General features: G+C 73.3%; 14 protein-coding genes. 2 read left to right on the top strand and 12 right to left on the bottom strand.

Annotated elements, in window-relative coordinates; translation table 11 throughout:
- Positions 1–410: 410 nt before the first annotated feature.
- The 5 genes from ACQ0O7_RS03510 to ACQ0O7_RS03490 all read right to left on the bottom strand — a co-directional run bounded on the left by ACQ0O7_RS03510 (position 411) and on the right by ACQ0O7_RS03490 (position 5330).
- Positions 411–914 (bottom strand): hypothetical protein, encoded by a 504-nt coding sequence (locus tag ACQ0O7_RS03510; RefSeq protein ID WP_430780267.1) that lies wholly within the window; start codon positions 912–914, stop codon positions 411–413.
- Positions 915–1127: 213 nt separating this feature from the next.
- A complete protein-coding gene (egtD, locus tag ACQ0O7_RS03505; RefSeq protein WP_430780336.1) occupies positions 1128–2099 on the bottom strand; it encodes an L-histidine N(alpha)-methyltransferase in 972 nt (323 codons plus the stop codon).
- Positions 2096–2851 (bottom strand): ergothioneine biosynthesis protein EgtC, encoded by a 756-nt coding sequence (egtC, locus tag ACQ0O7_RS03500; RefSeq protein WP_430780266.1) that lies wholly within the window; start codon positions 2849–2851, stop codon positions 2096–2098. The genes egtD and egtC overlap by 4 nt, the downstream gene beginning before the upstream one ends.
- The gene (gene egtB / locus ACQ0O7_RS03495) at positions 2851–4149 is read right to left on the bottom strand and encodes an ergothioneine biosynthesis protein EgtB (protein ID WP_430780265.1); all 1299 of its coding nucleotides are present in this window, start codon (positions 4147–4149) and stop codon (positions 2851–2853) included. Before egtB ends, egtC begins: the two co-directional genes overlap by 1 nt.
- The gene (locus ACQ0O7_RS03490; RefSeq protein ID WP_430780264.1) at positions 4146–5330 is read right to left on the bottom strand and encodes a glutamate-cysteine ligase family protein; all 1185 of its coding nucleotides are present in this window, start codon (positions 5328–5330) and stop codon (positions 4146–4148) included. The genes egtB and ACQ0O7_RS03490 overlap by 4 nt, the downstream gene beginning before the upstream one ends.
- Positions 5331–5524: 194 nt before the next feature.
- Between ACQ0O7_RS03490 and ACQ0O7_RS03485 the strand changes: the two genes are divergently transcribed.
- On the top strand, positions 5525–7759 hold the full coding sequence (locus ACQ0O7_RS03485; protein ID WP_430780263.1) for a glycoside hydrolase family 3 N-terminal domain-containing protein: 2235 nt from the start codon (positions 5525–5527) through the stop codon (positions 7757–7759).
- Between the two features lie 4 nt (positions 7760–7763).
- Here ACQ0O7_RS03485 and ACQ0O7_RS03480 read toward each other — a convergent pair whose 3' ends face one another.
- Positions 7764–8450, bottom strand: coding sequence for a GNAT family N-acetyltransferase (locus ACQ0O7_RS03480; protein WP_430780262.1), 687 nt, complete (start codon positions 8448–8450; stop codon positions 7764–7766).
- Positions 8451–8457: 7 nt separating this feature from the next.
- Here ACQ0O7_RS03480 and ACQ0O7_RS03475 point away from each other — a divergent pair, with 7 nt between their 5' ends.
- Positions 8458–9192 carry a SanA/YdcF family protein gene (locus tag ACQ0O7_RS03475; RefSeq protein ID WP_430780261.1) on the top strand — a complete coding sequence of 245 codons (735 nt, stop codon included), beginning with the start codon at positions 8458–8460 and terminating at the stop codon, positions 9190–9192.
- A 293-nt stretch (positions 9193–9485) separates the two neighbouring features.
- On the opposite strand, the gene ACQ0O7_RS03470 is transcribed toward ACQ0O7_RS03475, so the two are convergent.
- From ACQ0O7_RS03470 to ACQ0O7_RS03445, 6 genes are read right to left on the bottom strand one after another with little or no spacing between them, the layout of a single operon-like run.
- Positions 9486–10103: a GNAT family N-acetyltransferase gene (locus ACQ0O7_RS03470; protein ID WP_430780260.1), complete on the bottom strand. Its 618-nt coding sequence runs from the start codon at positions 10101–10103 to the stop codon at positions 9486–9488.
- Between the two features lie 5 nt (positions 10104–10108).
- Positions 10109–12541: a hypothetical protein gene (locus ACQ0O7_RS03465; RefSeq protein WP_430780259.1), complete on the bottom strand. Its 2433-nt coding sequence runs from the start codon at positions 12539–12541 to the stop codon at positions 10109–10111.
- Positions 12538–13656, bottom strand: coding sequence for a VWA domain-containing protein (locus ACQ0O7_RS03460; RefSeq protein ID WP_430780258.1), 1119 nt, complete (start codon positions 13654–13656; stop codon positions 12538–12540). Before ACQ0O7_RS03460 ends, ACQ0O7_RS03465 begins: the two co-directional genes overlap by 4 nt.
- Positions 13653–16094 carry a DUF5682 family protein gene (locus tag ACQ0O7_RS03455; RefSeq protein ID WP_430780257.1) on the bottom strand — a complete coding sequence of 814 codons (2442 nt, stop codon included), beginning with the start codon at positions 16092–16094 and terminating at the stop codon, positions 13653–13655. Before ACQ0O7_RS03455 ends, ACQ0O7_RS03460 begins: the two co-directional genes overlap by 4 nt.
- Positions 16091–17215, bottom strand: coding sequence for an ATP-binding protein (locus tag ACQ0O7_RS03450; protein WP_430780256.1), 1125 nt, complete (start codon positions 17213–17215; stop codon positions 16091–16093). Before ACQ0O7_RS03450 ends, ACQ0O7_RS03455 begins: the two co-directional genes overlap by 4 nt.
- Complete coding sequence (locus ACQ0O7_RS03445) at positions 17212–20469, bottom strand: DUF4132 domain-containing protein (RefSeq protein ID WP_430780255.1); 3258 nt, start codon at positions 20467–20469, stop codon at positions 17212–17214. The genes ACQ0O7_RS03450 and ACQ0O7_RS03445 overlap by 4 nt, the downstream gene beginning before the upstream one ends.
- Positions 20470–20663: the final 194 nt, after the last annotated feature.

Raw genomic sequence — 20663 nt, 5'->3', positions numbered from 1 at the left:
CGGCCGAGCCAGAGGTTCAAAACGGGGCCAGTCGGCCGAGCCAGGGGATCAAAACGGGGCTAATCGGCCGAGATTTGCGGAAAACCCCAGCGCCCGCGTGGGGAATTGATGAGGGCGAACCGGAAATCAGGGAAGGCTGGACCGGCACGGAGTCGACCCTCATGACCGACCCGGCTCGATGCGGCTAGAAAGAACGTTCGGTCTTGCGAAGCGGGACCGGGCACCGCACACCGCACACCGCACACCGCACACCGCACACCGCACACAACACACCGCACACAACACACCGCACACAACACACAACACACAACACACAGCACACAGCACACCAAGCATCAGGCACCCAGGCACCAGGCACCAGGCACCAGGCACCAGGAGGGCCGGACGCCCGGAGGCCGGGGAACGGGTGGTCAGCGGGTGGTCGACCAGGTGTTCCAGGCCGCTAGCCAGTCGTCCTGGGCCGCCGCGATCGCCTGGATCCGGTCGTAGTCGACCGGCCTCAGGCCCCGCTGCCGGTGCCAGGCCGCCTGGGCGAGACGGCTGGGCACGTCCGGGCCGAGGCCGGTCCAGTGCAGGAGCGTCTCGGATACCGCGCGGTCGCGGAGCATCGGGTCGGTGCGGAACCAGTCCGCCTCCCGGTCCAGCCGGGTGATCTGGTCGAGGATGTCCTGGACGGCCCGGCGGGCTTCGGTCTCCGGCTGTTCGGCGAGGTCCATCTGCCGGCGGACCGCGGCGTTCCACAGTTCAGCCCAGTCCCGGGGCAGCTGGGGTCGCGGCCCGCCCTGCGCCGACCAGGATGCGCCCGCGCGTGAGCTGCGCAGCACCGCGTCGATCAGCCGGACGTGGGGTTCGGATGAGACCGGGCGGTGTGGGGTCGGCACCGGATCGGCCGGGGTCGTTCGGTCCGAGTCCATGTGGCACCCCCACGTCGAACACAGTGGCGCAACGAGCTCACCGGACCGCCGCCACGGGTCGGACATCCCGTGGAGCGGGCCGGTGTGCCCTCCCCACGTGTGTGGGGCGAAAGTCGTACCCGCAAGAAAAGCACGAGGGCTCAACCTTCGCCTCCGCACGCGCCGGGCGAATGCGAAACCGATACGCGAAACCGATACGCGAAACGGGTCCCGTCAGCGGGCTTGGGCGAGTGTCACCGAGAACCATCCCCGCGGATCGGTCCACCACTGCCGGACGGCGAATCCGGCGGCGTCCAGTTCCCCGGTCAGGCCGTCCCGGCGGAACTTGGCGGAGATCTCGGTGCGCAGTTCCTCCCCGGCGGCGAAGGCGAGGTCCAGGTCGAGGGCGGGGATGCCGACCCGCTGGTCCCGAATGGATCGCAGGCGCATCTCGATCCATTCGTGGTCCGGGTTCCAGCGGGCGACGTGCTGGAACGCCAGGGGATCGAAGTCGGCGCCCAGCTCGCGGTTGATCACGTACAGCACGTTGCGGTTGAAGGCGGCGGTGACGCCGGCCGCGTCGTCGTAGGCCGGCACCAGCACCGCCGGGTCTTTGACCAGGTCGGCGCCGAGCAGCAGCCATTCCCCTTCGTGCAGCACGGACCGGAGGCTGGAGAGGAAGACGGTGCGTTCGGCGGGGATGAGGTTGCCGATGGTGCCGCCGAGAAAGGCGATCAGGCGGTTGTCGCCGTCCGGCAGGTGCCGCAGGTGTTCGGTCATGTCGCCGACCACGCCCCGGACGCTGAGCCCGGGATAGGCGCCGGTGAGGGCGGTGACCGCCGCGCGCAGGGCGGACGCGGAGACGTCGAGCGGCACGAACGCGCCGAGGGTGCCGTGCCCGACGAGCGCGTCCAGCAGCAGCCGGGTCTTCTCGGACGAGCCGGAGCCTAGTTCGATCAGGGTTTTGGCCTCGGTGAGCCGGGCCACCGCACCGGCCCGTTCGGCGAGGATCGCGGATTCGGTACGGGTCGGGTAGTACTCCGGCAGCCGGGTGATCTCCTCGAACAGTTCGCTGCCCCGGGCGTCGTAGAACCACTTGGGTGGGGTCCACCGCGGGTCGGCGGTGAGCCCGGCACGCACGTCGGCGCGCAGTTCCCGGGCCGCGTGATCCTCATCGAGATAGACGTCGAGCACGTGTTCCCCTATCGCTGAGCGGAGAAGAGTGGGGTGATCTCCACCTCGGCGGCGGTGGCCACGACGAGTTGCCCGTCGGGGACGGACTGCCAGGCCGTACCGGCGTCGAGGGGTTCGGAGCTGATCAGGGTGGAGCCGCGGCCGGGGCGGATCGACAGCGCGTGGCCGAGGGTGGTCGCGATCATCTGGTGGCCGTCGTTGAGCAGCAGGTTGAGCCGGGATCCGGGGGCCACCGCGACCACTTCGCCGACGACGGCGGCCACCGCTTTGGACGGTGGCTCACCGGAGCGCAGGCGGGCGCGTACGCAGGCCCAGAGAAACGCCGAGTCGGTCGGCGCGTCCAGGGTCAGGAGATCCTCGACCGGGAGGTCTCGTGCCATCGCGGCGACCGCCGACGGCCAGCCTCGGATCACGCCGTTGTGGCTGAACAGCCACCGGCCGTCGGTGAACGGTGCCGCCGCCGATTCGACGACCGGCATGCCGACGGTCGCGGAGCGGACCGCGGCCAGGACCGCGCGGGACGAGGTGACGGCGGCCAGGGTGGGCAGGGTGGTGTCGGTCCAGATCGGCATGGCACTGCGGTGCCGGACCGGTGCGGCGGCGCCGGGTGGCCACCACCCGGCGCCGAAGCCGTCCGCGTTGATCGTGCCGCCGCCGCGCATGTCGCGGGGTGCCCAGGCCTGGGTGGCCAGCGCGTGCGGAGGATCAAAAAGCAGCCTGCCCAGCGGTACGGGTGGGCCGAGGTACCCGAGGTGACGGCACATCAGCCGGCGTCCCGCGCGCAGCGGAAGCCGCTGAAGATCTGCCGCCGGATCGGGTGGTCCCAGTTGCGGAAGGTGCCCCGGACGGCGGCCGGGTCGGTGCCGAACGAGCCGCCCCGCAGGATCCGGTAGTCGCCGCCGAAGAAGACCTCGGAGTACTCCCGGTACGGGAACGCGCTGAATCCGGGGTAGGGCTCGAAACCGGACGACACCCATTCCCACACGTCGCCCATCAGCTGGTGCACGCCGGCCGGTGAGGCGCCTTCGGGGTACGCCCCGACGGGTGCCGGGGAGAGGTGCCGCTGGCCGAGGTTGGCGTGCTGAGGGCCGGGCGGATCGTCACCCCAGGGGTAGCGGCGGGAGCGGCCGGTGTCCGGGTCCCAGCGGGCCGCCTTCTCCCATTCGGCCTCGGTGGGCAGGCGTTTCCCGGCCCACGCGGCGTACGCCTCGGCCTCGAAGTAGCAGACGTGCACCACCGGTTCGGCGGGGTTGACCGGCTCCACCCGGCCGAACCGGCGGTGGTGCCAGCCCTCGTGATCGCGCAGCCAGTGCAACGGCGCCTCCAGGCCGGCCGACTGCCGGTGTGCCCAGCCGCGTTCGCTCCACCAGCGCTGGTCGTCGTAGCCCCCGGCGTCCATGAACGCCAGATAGTCACCGTTGGTGACCGGGGCGGCGTCGATCCAGTACGCCGGCACGTCCACGGGATGCGCGGGACGTTCGTTGTCCAGGGCCCAGGGCTCGGTGTCCGTACCCATGGTGAAGGGTCCGCCCTTGATGTGGATCTCCCCGGCCGGGATCATCCGGGCCGGCGGCGGCGGTGGGGCGGTGAGCACCGGCGCGCCGATCCGGAGCTGGTGGGTGGCGAGCATGGTCTCGTCGTGCTGCTGCTCGTGCTGGACGATCATGCCGAACGCGAATCCGCCGTCGGTCAGTCGCACCGACGGGTCGAACCGGACCCGGTCCAGCACGTCGAACACCTTGTCCCGCACCTGGCCCAGGTAGGCGCGGGCCTCGGCCGGGTCGAGCAGCGGCAGTGCCGGGCGGTCCCGGCGGGCGTGTTTGAACGCGTCGTACAGCTCGTCGATGTCGTGCCGCACCGGGTCCCGGCCGCCCACGTCCCGGACCAGCCAGAGTTCCTCCTGGTTGCCGACGTGTGCCAGGTCCCAGACCAGCGGGGACATCAGCGGCGAGTGCTGCCGGGTCAGATCGTCGTCGTCGACCGTCTCGGTGAGCAGTGTGGTCCGGGCCCGGGTGCGCTCCAGCTCGGCGGCGATGGTGAGCCGTAGGTCCTGGGTGGTCATGCGGGGATCCCCAATCCTCGTCCGGAGGCCGCGCGCAGGCGGCGGGTGACGATCGTGGTGACGGTGTCCCGGAGCGGGGCCGGCAGCCCGGTCCGGTGCAGTTCGCGGCAGGCCAGGTCGGCCAGCGCGGTGGCGGCTTCCCGCACCGGGCGGTCGGCCAGGCCGAGCCGGGCGGCCTGGTGCCAGCGGTCCGCCGCGGCGGCGGACAGGTCGCGGGCCCGGCCGGTGAGGGTGTCGTCGGCGAGCAGGGTGGCGATCACCGCGGCCGGGGCGATCCATTCGCCGGCCGGCTGGGTGTCCAGGTAGCGGACCTCCAGGTAGCCGCGCGGGCGGACCGGCGGGAACAGCGTGCCCAGGTGGTAGTCGAGGTCGTCCACGGTGGGCGTGCCCTCGGCGATCCACTGCCGGAAGGTCGTCCCCGGTGGCGCGTCCCAGCTCCCGGCCGGCCGGCGGATGCAGAGCAGGGGTGCGTCCAGCGCGTACTCCGCCCAGCTCAGGGCCGGGTCGGCGGTGCGCGGGGCGGGGTCGGTGCGGTGGGTGGTGATGCCGTACCACGCGGCCATCCGGGCGGAGGCCCAGCCGTCGCGCGGCGAGTTGGCGAAGAGGGCCAGCATCGGCGGCCCGATCTCGTGCAGGGCGGCCCAGCGGCCCGGGATCCGGTGCTCCTCACCGGCGTCCAGGCAGATCTGGAAGCCGGCGGTGCTGCCCATCATGGTGTGCCCGGCGGTGTCGAAGGCGCGTTCCATCGCCGCGTACCGCGGGGTGTCGAGGATGCGGCGGGGGCGCCGGTGCGGGTCGAGGGCCCGCTCCCCCAGGATGAGACCCGAGCGTCGGAGCAACTCGGTGAGGAACGTCCGGTCGGCGGTGACCGCGGCGTGCAGCTCGGTCAGTGATCCGGCGGGTGCCGAGGAGATCTCGATCTGACCGCCCGGCTCGACGGTCACCGTGCCGCCTCCGGGCAGCGTCTCCGGATGCGGGTTGCCGAGAGTCACCGGGGTGTACGCCCCGAGTGCTGCGGCCAGATCGCCGGCCGTCAGATATGCCGACGGTTCGGCGGCTCGATGTGTGGTCCATTCCAGTTCGGCACCCAGCTGCCGGGGTGGCCCGGTCTTGAAGCAGATGCCCCGTATGTGCTCGATCGCGTCGGCGGTCCTGCGCAGGACCCGGTCAGCCGAACCCATGCTCCCCCTTTTGACTACACAGCGTGATATATAGACTCCGGTGAGTGGGACCCTCTGGGGACCTTACTCGCAACCCGGCGAATTCGCCTCGTACCCACGATGAAGTTCCGGAACCGCAGCGGGGTGCCGGAACCGGTTCCGGACTGGAAGACTCCGAACCGTTCGTCTTCGGCAGACCTCACGGGAGTAAACGCATGCCCTTGCCATATCAGGACTCCACGCTGGGAGTTCAGGAGCGTGTGGAGGACCTGCTGGGCCGGATGACACTGCCCGAGAAGGTCGGTCAGATGCTCCAGCTCGACGCCCGGCTCGACCTCGGCGAGATCGTCCTCGACAAGCTCGCCGGATCGATCCTGCACACCTCCCCGGAGAAGCTGGCCGAGGCCGCCGGACTGGTCGCCCGGACCCGGCTGAAGATCCCGCTGATCACCGCCGAGGACTGCATCCACGGCCACGGCTTCTGGCCCGGCGCCACCGTCTTCCCCACCCAGCTCGCGATGGCCGCCACCTGGGACCCCGCGCTGGTCGAGCGAGTCGGCCGGGTCACCGCGATCGAGGCCTCCGCGACCGGTGTGCACTGGACCTTCTCCCCGGTGCTCTGCATCACCCGGGACCTGCGCTGGGGACGGGTCGACGAGACGTTCGGCGAGGACCCGTACCTGATCTCCGAACTCGGCGCCGCGATGATCCGCGGCTACCAGGGCGACGGGCTCACCGACCCGACCGCGATCCTGGCCACCGCCAAACACTTCGCCGGCTACTCCGAGACCCAGGGCGGCCGGGACGCCAGCGAGGCCGACATCAGCCGCCGCAAGCTGCGCTCCTGGTTCCTGCCGCCGTTCCAGCGGGCCGCCGAGGTCGGCTGCCGGGTCTTCATGCTCGGCTACCAGTCGATGGACGGTGTGCCGATCACCGCCAACAGATGGCTGCTGAACGACGTACTCAAGGGTGAATGGGGTTTCACCGGGACCCTGGTGACCGACTGGGACAACGTCGGCCGGATGGTCTGGGAGCAGAAGGTCTGCGCCGACCACGCCGAGGCGGCGGCGGTCGCCGTCAAAGCCGGCAACGACCTGATCATGACGACCCCGGCGTTCTTCGAGGGGGCCCAGGAGGCGGTCCGGCGCGGCGTCCTCGGCGAGGACGAGATCGACGCCGCGGTACGCCGGATCCTGCGCCTGAAATTCGAACTCGGCCTCTTCGAGAACCCGCGTACCCCCGACGCCGAGCGGCAGAAGGCGGTCATCGGGCACCCCGACCACACCGCGCTGAACCTGGAGGTGGCCCGCCGCTCCCTGGTCCTGCTGCGCAACGACGGCACCCTGCCGCTGGTCGGCACAGCCAAGCGGATCGCCCTGCTCGGCCCCAATGCCGACGACGTGTCCGCCCAGCTCGGCGACTGGGCCGGCGACTCCGGCCAGGTCGACTGGATGCCCGAAGGCCACCCCCGCTCGCTCACCTCCACCGTCCTGGACGGCATGCGCGCGCTGCGGCCGGACGGCTGGACCATCGACTTCGACCCGGCCGTCGAGATCGAACACCTCGTCCCCGACCCGGAGGGCACCACCTTCCCGGACGGCCAGCCCCGCCCGCCGATCTCCCAGGCCATCCCGGCCGACCCGGACCGGCTCGCCGCCGCCGTGGCCACCGCGGCCGCCGCCGACTACGCGATCGTCGTCGTCGGCGACACCGTCAACCTCACCGGCGAGGGCAAGTCCACCGCCACCCTGGAACTACAGGGCGGGCAGATCGCGCTGCTCGACGCGGTCGCCGCCACCGGCACCCCGATGATCGTCGTGCTGGTCGACGGCAAACCGCACGCGCTGCCCGACTCGGCGCTGAACGCCGCCGCCGTGGTGCAGGCGTTCAACCCCGGCATGCGCGGCGGGCAGGCGATCGCCGAACTGCTGTACGGCCTGATCGAGCCGAGCGGCCGGATGCCGATCTCGGCGGCCCGGCACGCCGGACAACAGCCGATCTTCTACAACCAGGTGCGCGGCCAGCACGGCGCCCGGTACGCCGACCTCACCCAGGACCCGCTGTTCGCCTTCGGAGAAGGACTCAGCTACACCACGATCGCGTACGACGGGCTCAGCGTCGAAGAACCCGAGGTGGCCGCCGACGGGGTGGTACGAGCGACGGTCCGGCTCACCAACACCGGCACCCGCCCCGCCCTGGAGACCGTGCAGGTCTACGTCAGCGACCTGGTCACCAGCGTGACCTGGGCGAACCGGGAGCTGAAGGCGTACCGGCAGGTGACCGTGCCGCCCGGCGAGAGCGTGACCGTGCCGGTCGAGGTCGACGCCGCGGACTGCACCCTGGTCGACGCGTCCGGCAGCCGGATCGTCGAACCCGGCGACTTCGAACTGCTCGTCGGGCCCAACTCGCGGCCGTCGGCACTGCTCTCCGCCAAATTCCGGATCTCCTGAGCCCTCACCGGCGCCGTGCGGCGGCCACCCGTCGCACGGCGTACCCCAATCCGGTGTACGTGGCCATCGCCGCCGTGTTCCGGTAGTCGACCAGCAGAGCCACCCGGTCCCGGCCGTCCAGCAGCTCGTTCGTGGTGAAGGCGCAGATCGCCGCGCCCAGCCCACGACCACGCGCCGACGGCCGGGTCGCCACCCCGGACAGAAACCCGATCTCCGGCGTCGACCAGGCCTCCGCCGCCACCGTCAACAGCTCACCACCGGCACCCCGGACACCCGCCCAGCGCCGTACGGCCGGGTCACCCGGCCAGGCGTACGACTCCGGGTACGCCTCGGTGATCAACGCGGTGATCTCGGCCCCGTCCGCCTCCGCCAGCCACTGCCCGAGCATCGGCCGGCTGGTCCGGCGCGTCGTCTCCATCCAGGCGAACCGGGCACTCATCTCCAGCTCCGGCACCCGCGCCACCACCTCGGTCACCAGCTCCTCGGTCCCGAACGGCCGGAACGACTCACCCGTCTCGGCCAGCACCGCCCGCAGCAGAACCGCCACCGCGTCCGGCTCACCGTTCATCACCAGCCGATCCCAGTGCGCCAGGCCCGCACAGGCCACCACCGTGGCGCCCGGCCGGTCCCAGCGCCGCGCGCCGGGCGCGCGCGCCGCCCAGCGGATCAACGAATCAGCACTCTCGATCATGGCCGTCATGCTGCCATTGACCGGATCTGCCATCCTCGGACCGGTGCCGCAGCGTCCCGTACTCACCCGCCTCCGGTCCCTGTTCACCGTCCGGCGCCTGCTCACCGTGAGCGCGCTCGGCGCGGCCGTCGCGGTCGGCGTCGCCGTCGGCTGCTCCCAGTGGGTCCGATCGTCGGCCGACGGTCACATCTACGACGCCGCCACGGTGCCGTCCGCGCCCGTCGCCATCGTCCTCGGCGCGCAGGTCGACCCCAACGGTCAGCCGTCGGCGTTCCTGGCCGCCCGGCTGGAGATCGCCCGGCAGCTGCTGGCAGCCGGCAAGGTGAAGGCGATCCTGGTCTCCGGAGATCACGGCCGATGGACCTACGACGAGCCCGGCGCGATGCGGAACTGGCTGGTCGCCAACGGGGTCCCGGCCGATCGGGTGGCCCTCGACCACGCCGGATTCGACACCTACGACACGTGCGTGCGAGCCAACAAGATCTTCGGCGTACGCCAGGCGATCGTCGTCACCCAGGACTTCCACCTGCCCCGGGCCGTCACCCTCTGCCGCGAGCAGGGCATCGAGGCCAGCGGTGTCGGGGACTCCACGGTGCGCTCCTTCAAGGATCTGTGGCTGCGCGGTGAGGTCCGTGAGTACGGTGCCGCGGTCAAGGCCGCCGCCGACGTCCTGACCGCCCGCGACCCGGTGTTCCTGGGCCGCTACGAGACGACCGTCGACGCCGCCGTCAGCCGGGGCTGACCTCCCTCACCATCCGCTTTACCCTTCCGTAGTTTCGTACCTTTTCACCCTTTGTTCGATCTTCACCCCATTCTTCGCTCCCCAGGGTGCCCGCTCCCCACCGCACTCTCAGCTCATCACCCGCTTCCAGCTCCTCACTGCACCTCTCACCCACCCCAGCTCCTCACGGCACTTCTCACCCACCCCAGCTCCTCACGGCACTCCTCACCCACTCCCCGTTCCCCGCCGCACTCCTTACCTACTTCCCGCTCTTCGCCCGATCCCCGCTCCCGCCGCGCTCCTCACCGCATTCCTCAGCCCGCGGCGATTTGCCCGGAACGGCCTCGCATGATCAGGACATCGGTGCCGCCGGTGACCTTGCCGGCATGCCAGATGTGCCGGTGCGGGCCGACCGTGACGAATCCGAGCCGCCGGTAGAGGCGGATCGCCCCGGCATTGCCCACCTCGACCTCCAGAGTGATCTCGGCGAACCCCCGCCCGGCGGCCCGCCCCGCGCACGATCGGATCAGCGCGGTCCCGGCACCCCGGCCCCGCAGTTCCGGCCGGACCTCCAGGGCGTACAACAATGGCCGATTCGGATCATCACAGCCGCCGCTCCACCGGAGGCTGGCCACACCCGCCACCGCGCATCCGGCCCCGACCGCGCACTCGGCCCCGACCGCGGACCCGGCCCTGACCGCGCACTCGGTCCCGACCGCGGACCCGGACCATGACTCAGACCGGGCCCCGGACCCGGACCCGCACCCGAGTCCGGCCCCGGACCCGGACTCGGCCACCAGCAGGGCCTCGTCACCCGCCGCCGACGAGGCCAGCCGTCTGTCGAACCGGTCCGGGTGCGGCCAGAAGTCCAGCACCGCACCCCGGTCCGCCGCGGTCGCGTCCCGGATCAGGAATCCGCCGAGACCACCCATGCCGGTCAGAGGAGGTCCGCGGCCAGGCCCACCCGCAGGTAGGCGTCCGCCCAGGCCTCGGCGGTCTCCCGGCCCGGATCAGGGCTGAGCCGGGCGGACAGCTCACCGAGCGCCGCGGCGACCCGGTGCAGGCCGGTCCGTGCCAGCCCGGCCCGGGCCCGGTCCAGCCGGTCGGGATAGGAGGGCGGCAGATGCGCGAGCCCACTGTGCGCCGCCTCGGCCAGCACCTCCCGCGCCATCGCCACCGCCGCCACCAGCATCTCCGTCACCGGATCCACATCCACGACGTCAGCCACGGCCAGCACCTCGGCCGGCCCGCCCGCTACCCGCGCCGCCGCTTCCGCCGTCTGTCCCTCCCCCGCCGTCCCGCCCGTCACCCGCGCCGCCGCCTCCGCCGGCTGCCCCTCCCCCGCCGGCCCGCCCGTCGCCTCCGCCGACTGCTCCTCCCCCGGCGGCCCGCCCGCTACCTCTGCCGCCTGCTCCCCCACCGCCGGCCTCTCCACGGACCCCTCCGCAACTTCCGCAGCAGGCCCCGCAACCGCCGGGCCCTCCACCGCCGGGTCCGCTCCCCATGGGGCGAAGTCCTGCCCGGTGGGGAGAACGCCGTCCGGGAAGTCGGAGGGCGCGGCCAGGTCCGGAACCACCGGCGGGCCGTCGGCGGCGATCGCATACGGGTCGATCACCAGTGCGCCACCGCTGCGGTGCACGCTGCCGGCCACGTACCGCGGTGTGCCCCGGATCCCGGTCAGGGCCGCGGCGACCGCGTCCAGCCGGGCCGGTGCCACCGTCGCGTGGGTGGCCACCACCGTCGCCGTGGTCCCGGAACGATCGCGGATCTCCACGGTCAGCCGCTGGGCGCCCGGCGCGTAGTGGACCTCGCCCACCGCGGCGACCGCCAGCACCCGCACCAGGTCGGCGCGGACCCGGGCGCGGACCGGCCGGGGTGGCATGGCGTCGAGTTCGGCGGCCAGCCGGGCGTAGTCGTGCACCAGCAGACCGGGTGGCAGATGCTCCCAGGCACCGGTGGAGGCGGTCACCGTGGACTTGGCGATCCGGCTGGCGGTCAGGCGTACCGAACGGCTGGCGCTGCGGGCCGCGGACTCGGTGACCAGGGTTCCGGAGGCCACCGCGGCGATCGTGGCGCCGGCCAGCCGCCGCCGGGACAGGGCCGGGCCGTCCTCGTCGGCGGTCCACTGCCGGTGCGACACCAGGACCACACCGCTGGCCGCCTGACCGTGGAAGATCTCGACCCGCCGCTCGTCGTCGACGGCGGTGACCCGGGCGCCGAGCCCGTCCAGGCGGACCCGCCGCAGCGGGGTCTCGGCCGCCTCCTCGGAGCCGAGCACCCGGGCCCGCGCCGCCGCGCCGCCGTCCACGGTGACCGCGCGGTGCCTGGCGAACAGCTCGGCGATCAGGTCGGCGAGCTGGTCCGGCGAGTAGCGGGCGCCGCGGTCCCGGTAGGCGGTGAGCTGCCCGGCGAGTTCGGTGACGGCGTCCAGCGGCCAGCGCAGGCCACTCTTCTCCAGGGCGGCGATCTGGCCGGTGGCCATCGCGGCGAGTCCGGCGCCGGCGTGCACGGCGCCGGCCCGCAGCACCTCGGCGGCGAACTCCACCACCGTCTCCAGCCCTGATCCGGAGACCTTGCCGGCCGCCCGCGAACCGCCCACGTCGACCACGCAGTCACCGGTGCCCGGCTGCTGTTCGTCAGCGGCCCGGAACGCCCACACGGCCAGTGCGATCACATCGTCGCGCGCCCCGGCCTTGGCGTCGGTGTGCACATAACCGAGATCATGGGGTACGAGGAACCGAACGGTCGCCGCCGGCAACTCCACCACCGGCACCGCCCCGCGCCGGATCCGCGCGCTGTACCCGCCTCGTTCGGCCCGCCGCGCCGCGTCCACCAGTCGCGCCCCGATCCGGGCGACCAGCTCCTCGTCGGTGAAGACGCCCGGTGACCACGGCTCCGGCCCACGCCGCGCGGCCTCACCCACCGCAGCCCCGCCGACCACGGCACCGGCCGGCATAGACCCGGCCGGCATAGACCCGCCCGGCGAGGACCCGGCCGGTACGGACCCGTCGGGCCCGGCGCCGTTCCCCGGCACCGAGCCGGCCGGCGGGGGAACCGCTTCCGCGTCGGCCGACCGGGGCTCCGCGCCGGCCCGCTGGTAGGCGAGGACCAGCCCGATCAGGTGGCGGCACACCCCGGACGCCCCGCACGAACAACTGCCCCGGTCCAGGCCGCCGGCCGGCAGCTCGGTGCGGACCCCGTCGCCCCACCCCGCGATGATCACCGGGCCGTCCGCGGACAGCTCCGGCGGCTCCCGGTCGACCTCCCGGGAGGCACGTTTCACCAGGCCACGGTTGGCGAGAGCGGCGAGGGCACCGTCGTCCAGCGCGAGCAGATCCGCGCGGACCGGCAGCGGCGTGACGGTGCTCACCGGCCCACCTTCTCGGCGACGAAGGCGGCCAGCTCACCGGGAGTCATCGCACCGACCCAGGCGCCGACGTCGGCCAGCCGCTGCGCGCAGGCCCGGTCGTACGCCGGATCCGCCTGCTCGTCGAGAGCCGCCAGACCGAGAACGATCGTCCCCTGCTCGACCAGTTCACGAACCGCCCGCACCAGTGTCGCCTCCGATCCGCCCTCGTAGAAGTCACTGACCACCGCCACGATCGTGCGCCTCGGCTGCTCGACCAGCTGGGCCGCGTACCGGACGGCGCGGCCGATGTCGGTCCCCCCGCCCAGCTGGGTCTTCATCAGCAACTCGACGGGATCGCTGACGTCCGAGGTGAGGTCGACGACGTCGGTGTCGAAGGCGATCAGGTGGGTACGCACCCCGGGCAGCCCCCACAGGCAGGCCGCCGTGACCGCCGAGTGGATCACCGAGTCGAGCATCGAGCCGGACTGGTCCACCAGCAGGATCACCTGCCACTGGCTGAGTTGCCGCCGGGTCCGGGACGCGAAGTGCGGCGTCTCCACGTAGATCCGTCGTTCCTCCGGCCGGTAGTTGCCGAGGTTCGCCCGGATCGTGCGCCGCGCGTCGAAATCCCGTGCCTGCTTGAACCGGCTGGCCCGCCGCGACCGGGCGCCGGAGAAGCTCTGCCGCACCTCGGTGGCGAGCCGTTCCATCAGCTCCCGCACCACCTGCTCGACGATCCGCCGGGCCAGCCGCAGCACCTCGGGATTCATCAGATGCTTGGTACGGAGTACGGCCCGCAGCAGCGACGGGTTCGGCTCGATCCGTTCCAGCACATTCGGATCGGTGACGATGTCGTCGATCTCGTACCGTTCGACGGCGTCGCGCTGCAGCCGTTCGACGGTCTCCTTGGGGAACAGCCGGGTGATGTCGTCCAGCCAGTCCACCGTGGTGATCTGGGACGGACCGGATCCGCCGTGACGTTGCCGGATGTCCCGCCGGCCCAGCTCGCCCTCGCGCCCGTAGAGCCAGTCCAGGGCCGCGTCCCGGGCCGCCGCGTCACCGCTGAGCCCACCGAGACTGCCCGCGGCGGGTTCGCCCAGCACCAGCCGCCATCGCTCCAGCCCGGCGTCGGTCATGCCGTCTCCCCCGTAGTCCCCAGCCCGTCCCGGGCCACTGTCTCCCCGGTCCCGGTCCCGGTCGCCGTTACCGGGCCGGACCGCACGGCCGGCTCTTTCACCGCGATCAGTCCGGCTCGGATCAGGCGCCGCTCGATCGTCTCGTCCAGGGCCATGCCGGCCGCCACCGTCCGCGGATCGACGGTGGCCCGCAGCAGATCCCGCCCGGATCCGGCCAGTCCGCGCCGGGCCAGCAGCCGGTCGCCGATGGTCTCCCGCTCCCGGGGTGGGAAGTACTCGAAGGCCTGCCGCAGGGCCGGCAGCGCGACCAGGAAGTCGTCCGCGCCCATCCCGCTGATCAGGTCGTCGAGCAGGACGAGGACCCCGTCCCCGGCCAGCACCGGCTCGCGCGCCACCCCGAAGAGCCCGGCCAGCCAGTCCCCCGCGGTCCCGGCCGCGAACGCGCCTCGAACCGCCTGCTCCGGTTCCGGGAAGAGCCGCACGGTGTCGTTCTCCGGAGGAGCGCCGGCACCGGTGGCGAGGAGGGTGCGGCCCAGACCGTAGAAGGCGCCCCGCAGGTCCGGTGGGGCGGCCCGGTCGGCGGCGATACGGCCGGCGACCTCGATCGCCGTGGTCCGGTCGACGCCCGTCGACGACGCGTGCAGTACCGCGTCGCGGACCGCCACGACCGCCGCGATGCGGGGTTTGTCGGCCGGTGCCCCGGCCGCGTGCCAGCCCTCGGCCAGCCAGAGGATGCGCCGGCCGGCCGCGGCGACCACCGCGCCCAGGGTGTCGCTGCCGGCCGTGCCGAGGAGGCGGTCGTGCCGCCACAGGGCGAGGGTGACGGCCAGGACCCGGCCCAGTTCGGCCAGGTCACCGGCCGCGGCGACACCGCGTTCGAGCAGGCCGGGCACGTCGGCGCCGAGGTCGTTGACACCGCTCAGGGCGGCGTCGAAGAGCGCGTCGGCGAGCCCGCCGAGCTGTCCGGCCGACTCGGCGACCCGCTGGGTGATCCGGGCGGCGGTGGCGGCCTCCAGGGTGGGGCCGTAGCCGCCGGCCTCGATCAGCGCGGCCAGCCGGTGCTCGTGGCGGCTGAGCGTCCAGTGTTCCCGCGGCACCGGGTCGATGCCGGTGGCCGGGCCGGCGTCACGCCGGAAGCCGGGCACCTCGAGGATCCGCAGCCGGTGCAGGATCCGGCTGACGGTACGCCCGTCCGGATCGGTGAGGTCGACGGCGCGTTCGCCGGGCTGGTCCAGCCGGTGCCGTTCCAGGTCGGCGGTGGCGGCGTGCACCAGTGGTGGCAGTGGGGTGTCCGGGTGCAGGCGGCCGACCCGGTCCCCGCTCAGGGCGGCGGTCATCTCCAGCACCGCCGGATGCTGCCCGGCGCCGACGGTGCCGCGCACGGCCCACGGCAGCGGGACGTCGAGCGCCTCGTTGACCAGTGCGGACGCCAGCCCGTCGAGCACGTCGACCCGGGCCGGGCAGTCGTGGCCGCGGAGCCGGGCGAGCGCCTCGGCACCGGCCCGCGCGGCGATCAGGTCGGCGGTGGAGACCGGCTGTCCCCGTTTCCGCAGCCGCGCGGCCACCGCGGTGACCAGGTAGCGGGCGGCCTCTTCCGGCCCGCTCTCCCAGAGCCGCTGGTAGTACTCCGGTGACGGCATCCCGGACTGGTAGCCGCCGAAGGCGTCCAGCCGCCGGAACGAGTAGGGCACCAGGTAGCTGCCGGCGGTGGCGCCGTCCGGTGGCGCCGGGATCTCCGGCCAGACGACGGCGGAGGAAGAGCCCGCAGCCGCGGGAACTGGAGGTGACAGGGCCGGCGGTGAGGAGGCCAGGCGGAGGAGCGCGGGCTGATGGAAACCACCGACGACCGCGACCACCGGGCGGTCCCCGGCGCCGGCACGGGCGGCCCGGATCCACTCCGCCATGTACGCCTCACGAGCGGTGTCCGACGCCCCCGCCGCCGTCTCGCCGCGGATGCCCTCGAAGTAGGTGGCCAGGCGGTCGGCGAGCCCGTCGGCCGGGCCCATCTCGACGACGTGATCCCAGAGGGCGTCGCTGTTGTCGACCCCGAACTCGGCGCAGAGCCGTTCGACGGCCTCGGCGTAGCGCAGTTCGGCGTCGGCATACCGGTTGTCACGGTCGGCGAACGCCTCGTGCCAGGCCGGCAGGTCGATGAAGCGCAGTTCGGCCCCGGCGGCCCGGCCGGCCCGCAGCGCCTCCCACTCGGGCGAATACTCGCAGAACGGCGCCCACGAGCCGTGCCGCCGGCGCTCGTCCAGATAGCTGGTGAAGACCGCCACCGGCAGATCGTGCCCGAGCAGCAGCTCGCCGATCCGCGCGTTCATGTCGGCGGGGCCTTCGATCAGCACGTACGCCGGCTGGAGCGCGGCGATCGTGGCACCGACCAGCCGGGCGCAGGCGGGGCTGTGGTGCCGGACCCCGATGACGGTGAGGTTCATCCGCCGGGCAGTTCCCGGCGGGCCTCGCGCAGCTCACGCCACTGCGGGCCGGATCGCCACGAGGTGTGCTGCTCCAGGTAGCGGCGTAGTTTCGCCAGGTCCTCCGGGTTGTCCTTGGCGGCCGTGCCGGCCAGGCAGGAGACCAGGTCGGCGGTGGTGCCGGCGGTGCCGTTGAGGAACCAGCCGCGCAGCCCGACGGCGTGCGCGACGGACACCGCCTCGGCGGTGCTCATCACCGCGGACAGCCGCTCCATCTCGTCGCCGCGGCCGGTCCGCCCGGTGCGCAGCTCACGGAACGCGGTGACCAGCACCTCCAGCACGTCCCGGCGGGGTGGCGCGGTGACCCCGGAGCGCCGCAGCAGGGCGCTCGCCTCGGCTTCGACCAGGGCCAGCTCGGTGTCGAAGTCGCCGATCGGGAAGACCGTCTCGAAGTTGAAGCGCCGTTTCAGGGCCGAGCTCATGTCATTGACACCGCGGTCCCGGGTGTTCGCGGTGGCGATGATGTTGAAGCCTTCCCGGGCGAACACCATGCCCCCGTCACCGGGCAGCTCGGGCACCGCCAGCACCCGGTCGGAGAGGGGGGAGAGCAGGCAGTCCTGCACTTCGAGGGGGCAGCGGGTGATCTCCTCGAACCGGACCACCTTGCCCTGGGCCATGCCGTGCAGCAGCGGCGCCGGGACCAGGGACCGCTCGGTGGGGCCCTCGGAGACCAGCAGGGCGTAGTTCCACGAATACTTGATCTGGTCCTCGGTGGTGGCCGCGCCGCCCTGGATGGTGAGCGTCGAGTCGCCGCTGACCGCCGCCGCGAGCAGCTCGGACAGCAGCGACTTGGCGGTGCCGGGCTCGCCGACCAGCAGCAGGCCCCGGCTGGTGGCCAGGCTGACCAGGGCCCGGTCGATGAGCGAGGGGTCGCCGACGAACTTGCGGGTGACGCCGAGCTTGTCGTCGCCGACCACGAAGGCGCGGGCGGCCCGCAGGCTGAGCGCCCAGCCGGGCGGGGTGGGCGCGTCGTCGGCGGCCCGGAGGCGGGCCAGCTCATCGGCGTAGCGCACCTCGGCGGGCGGGCGCTGGACGTGCGGGGCCGGGCCGCCGGAGACGGAGGAGGCGGGGGACAGGCTCACGGAAGCACCTCGGATAGTTCGCGCAGCGCCTCGGCCGCGGTGATCGGATCGAGTTCACTGACCGGGCCGGCCTGGTGCCGGCTGCCGGCCGGGGCCACATGCAGGGACTGGATGGTCTGGTCGCCGAGCACGTCGACGGCGCCGACGGCGATCCCCGGGGAGATCTCGGCGATCAGGACCCGGCCGCCGGGCACCGGGCGCTCGAACCAGTTCTGGACACCGGCGTCCTGGGGACGGCCGCGCCGCCAGCCGCGCCGTTCCAGCCCGAGCAGGGTGGTGCTCGGCACGGTCCGGCCGACGAAACCGGCGGCGCGCTCCGGCGTGAGCGGCTCGGTGCTCCGGGCGAGCTGGTCGAACGGCTGGAGGATCTCGTAGTCGGCGAAGAGCTCGGACCAGGTGGCCAGCTCGTCACCGAGATGCAGCGGATGACCGATCCCGATCACCGCGTCGCCGGGCAGGACGACGGTCTCGTCGGTGGCGTCGGCGAGGGTGCCGTCCTCGGCCAGGCGCAGGCCACCGGCCGGCTGCCCGTTGTCGTCGAAGCGCACCCAGACGAGCCGCCGGACCAGGTGCCGCAGCAGCGGGTGGCCGGCCAGGAACCGCTGGAAGTCGGCACCGCTCCAGCGTCGCTGACCGGCCATCGCCCGCTCCAGCCGGCGCACCTGGTCGGCGGCGATGACCCGGACGTCCTTCTTCAGGGCGGTGAACCGCTGGTAGGCCTCCGGGGCGAGGACCGGGTCATCGGCCGAACCCGGTTTGGGAAGATTCTTGAGTCTCCTGCCGGCGGCATCGGTGACGTAGGGCTTGAGCTGCTCGTCGAAACCGACGGTGAAGGATCGCCGCCCGTAGTCCAGGGTGAGGCTGCCGGTCTCACCGAGGCCCAGGTCGGGCACCAGGCGGTCGGCCAGCTCCTCACCGGTCAGGCCGAGCCCGGCGGCGATCTCGGCGATCTTCTCCCCGGCCCGCTCCTTGAGGCCCTTGAACTTGACCTTCTCCGCGATGCCGTGCAGATACATCAGGGCGACGTCGGTGCCGATCGCGGCGAACACGTCGAGCCCGGCCACCGCGCGGGCGTGCCCGCCCGCGCCGGGCCAGGCGCGGATCACCGGAGCCAGCCGCCGGACCGTCTCGTCGTCACCGAGCAGGCCGAGGGCGTCCAGCGGCCAGCTCGCCTTGGCCGGGTGGCCGGCCTCCCGCCACTCGGTGAACAGCGCCCAGGCGAACTCGGCCAGATCGGCCGGCTCGCACTCGGCGATGACCGGTGGCAGGCCGGCGTAGACGCCGTCGAGGCGGGACAGGGCGAGGATGGTCAGCAGGTGCCGGACCGCGCCGGCCGGCAGTGCGCCGCGGCCGCCGGTGAGCCGGACCGGGGGCAGCACCGCCGGGTTCGCCCAGTCCGGCACCACCGGCATCGTCCTGGGCAGCACCGTCACCGGGTCGACGGCCAGGATCTCGTCGACCGCCGCGAGGGCGTCCGGCCCATACCCCTCGGCGGCGGCCCGCACCGTGTCGCGGGGCAGGGTGCGCAGCGCGGTCTCCGCCTCGGTGCGGGCGGTGCCCGCCTTGCCGGCCGCGACCGGCACCAGGGCCCTGGCCGCGGTGGTGGGATGCCTGGCGAACCAGGCCGCGGCGACCGACCGGACCGCCCGTGATCTGGTCAGCCACCCGGCCATCAGCCGCGCGACCTCGGTGGTGGCGGCCGGCAGCAGCACCGGCGCCCCGGCGACCGGGTTGCGACGGGCCGACTCCACCAGCGCCGGGACCGCGTCGGCCTGGTAGCGGGCGAGCAGCTCGGGGCCCCAGTCGTCGAGGTAGTAGGTCCACTCGGGCCGCCAGGACGCCACCAGGGGCCGGGTCATCTCGTCCGGGCCCACCAGGAAGAAGAACGTCTCGTCCCACGGGTCGGCCCGGTCGGTGCCGAAGTCGGCCACCACCCGGGCCCAATCCCGCAGGCCGCCGTGCCGGGCGGCGAACGAGCCGTCGCCCCAGCTCTCCCGCTCCCCCGGCGCCCAGTCCACCCGGGGCGGGTCGTCGCAGGTCAGGCCGGTGACGACCCGGGGCTTGCGCTCGACCGGGGTGAGCCAGGGCGGGTCGGCCAGGATCGGCGGCAGGTCGGACGGATCGGCCACGTCGGCGTCGGCGGCGGCCAGCAGCGTGTGGGCGGCGTCGAACCGCTCCGCCGCCACCCCGGTCAGCAGCGGCCGGACCTCATCGGCCAGATCGCGGTGGTTGGCCAGGTGGTTGCGCAGCAGCCGGTCGCCGGCCGGCGACTCGGCGAGCAGGCGCAGGGCGAGCGCCGGATGGCGGGTGGACGCGTCGGCCACGGCGGCCGTCACGTCCGGCTGACCGAGCCGGCCGAGCAGGGCGGTGAACGCGTCGTCACCGCCGATCGCGGCAAGCATGCCGAGCAGCCGCTGCCGGGACTGGGCGTCGGTGGCCGCCGAATCGGTCCACCCGGCCAGCACCGGGGTGGCGGCCGGGCCGAGGGTGGCGGTGAAGGTGTAGAGGACCTCCGGCCAGTTCATCACCGCCCAGTGATCGAGCCGCTCGGTGAGGCGGGACGCGAGGGCCCCGTCGGCGACGACGGTGAGCATCAGCGTGCGCAGCCCGTCGCGGCCGGGCCGGGCCAGCAGCGCCTCGGCGATGTCGTCCGCCCACGCCGTCTCGTCGGGGACCATGATCGAGGTGATCACCCGGGGCAGCAGCGCGGCACCGCGCACCGCGCCGAGGGCGGCCACCACCGCGGCATACTCCCCCGGGGCGGCGGCCACCACGGCCCGGCGCAGGCGGAACGCCATCCGGACGTCCACCGTCGTGTCGTAGTCGTCGGCGTCCCGGTCCGGCACGGCCCGGGTGATCTGCCGGCCGGGCTCGTAGGACCTGAGGAAGAGCCCGGAGGTCTCGGTGACCGCGGCGGCGGCGAAGGGCAGACCGTGCCGGGAGCGCCACAGCTCGGTGAATGCGGCCAGCTCCTCCCGCCGGGCCCACTGCAGCACGTTGGCCACCGCCTGGGCGACGACCGCGGCGCCGAGCGGTGTCGCGCCGGAACCGCCGGACAGATAAGCGTGCCCCGCCTCGGACAGGTCGCCGGGGGTGCGCGGGTTGCCGAGCGAGGCGCGCACGTCACCGTCGAACGCGGTCAGCATCTCCTCGGCGGCCGTCACGTCAGCGGCCCTGACCCGCGGGAACGGCGGCGCCCCGGCACGACGGGGCAGCACGAACCGTTTCCATCCGGACGGAACGACGAAAGACACGGCTCACTCTCCCAGGGATCGTTCCATCGGTCGGCAGAACCATAGCGACCCCCTCCGACAAAATCCCGGCCCGGACGTACGGACATCGACAGTCATGGACTTCCCGCCCGGGATGGGTCAGAGTGGGGGCATCGGCGCGGGCCGTGCAGGCGGCCGGCCCGCGCCGATGCTTGCGCGACCATCGCGTTCGTGAC

Source organism: Actinoplanes sp. G11-F43, assembly GCF_050589265.1.
GTDB lineage: Bacteria > Actinomycetota > Actinomycetes > Mycobacteriales > Micromonosporaceae > Actinoplanes.
This window is presented reverse-complemented; position numbering and strand designations above follow the sequence as displayed.

Coding starts and splice junctions, on each gene's coding strand:
- ACQ0O7_RS03510 (WP_430780267.1), bottom strand. CDS start 914: ATGGACTCGGACCGAACGACCCCGGCCGATCCGGTGCCGACCCCACAC.
- egtC (WP_430780266.1), bottom strand. CDS start 2,851: ATGTGCCGTCACCTCGGGTACCTCGGCCCACCCGTACCGCTGGGCAGG.
- egtB (WP_430780265.1), bottom strand. CDS start 4,149: ATGACCACCCAGGACCTACGGCTCACCATCGCCGCCGAGCTGGAGCGC.
- ACQ0O7_RS03490 (WP_430780264.1), bottom strand. CDS start 5,330: ATGGGTTCGGCTGACCGGGTCCTGCGCAGGACCGCCGACGCGATCGAG.
- ACQ0O7_RS03485 (WP_430780263.1), top strand. CDS start 5,525: ATGCCCTTGCCATATCAGGACTCCACGCTGGGAGTTCAGGAGCGTGTG.
- ACQ0O7_RS03480 (WP_430780262.1), bottom strand. CDS start 8,450: ATGATCGAGAGTGCTGATTCGTTGATCCGCTGGGCGGCGCGCGCGCCC.
- ACQ0O7_RS03475 (WP_430780261.1), top strand. CDS start 8,458: ATGCTGCCATTGACCGGATCTGCCATCCTCGGACCGGTGCCGCAGCGT.
- ACQ0O7_RS03470 (WP_430780260.1), bottom strand. CDS start 10,103: ATGGGTGGTCTCGGCGGATTCCTGATCCGGGACGCGACCGCGGCGGAC.
- ACQ0O7_RS03460 (WP_430780258.1), bottom strand. CDS start 13,656: ATGACCGACGCCGGGCTGGAGCGATGGCGGCTGGTGCTGGGCGAACCC.
- ACQ0O7_RS03455 (WP_430780257.1), bottom strand. CDS start 16,094: ATGAACCTCACCGTCATCGGGGTCCGGCACCACAGCCCCGCCTGCGCC.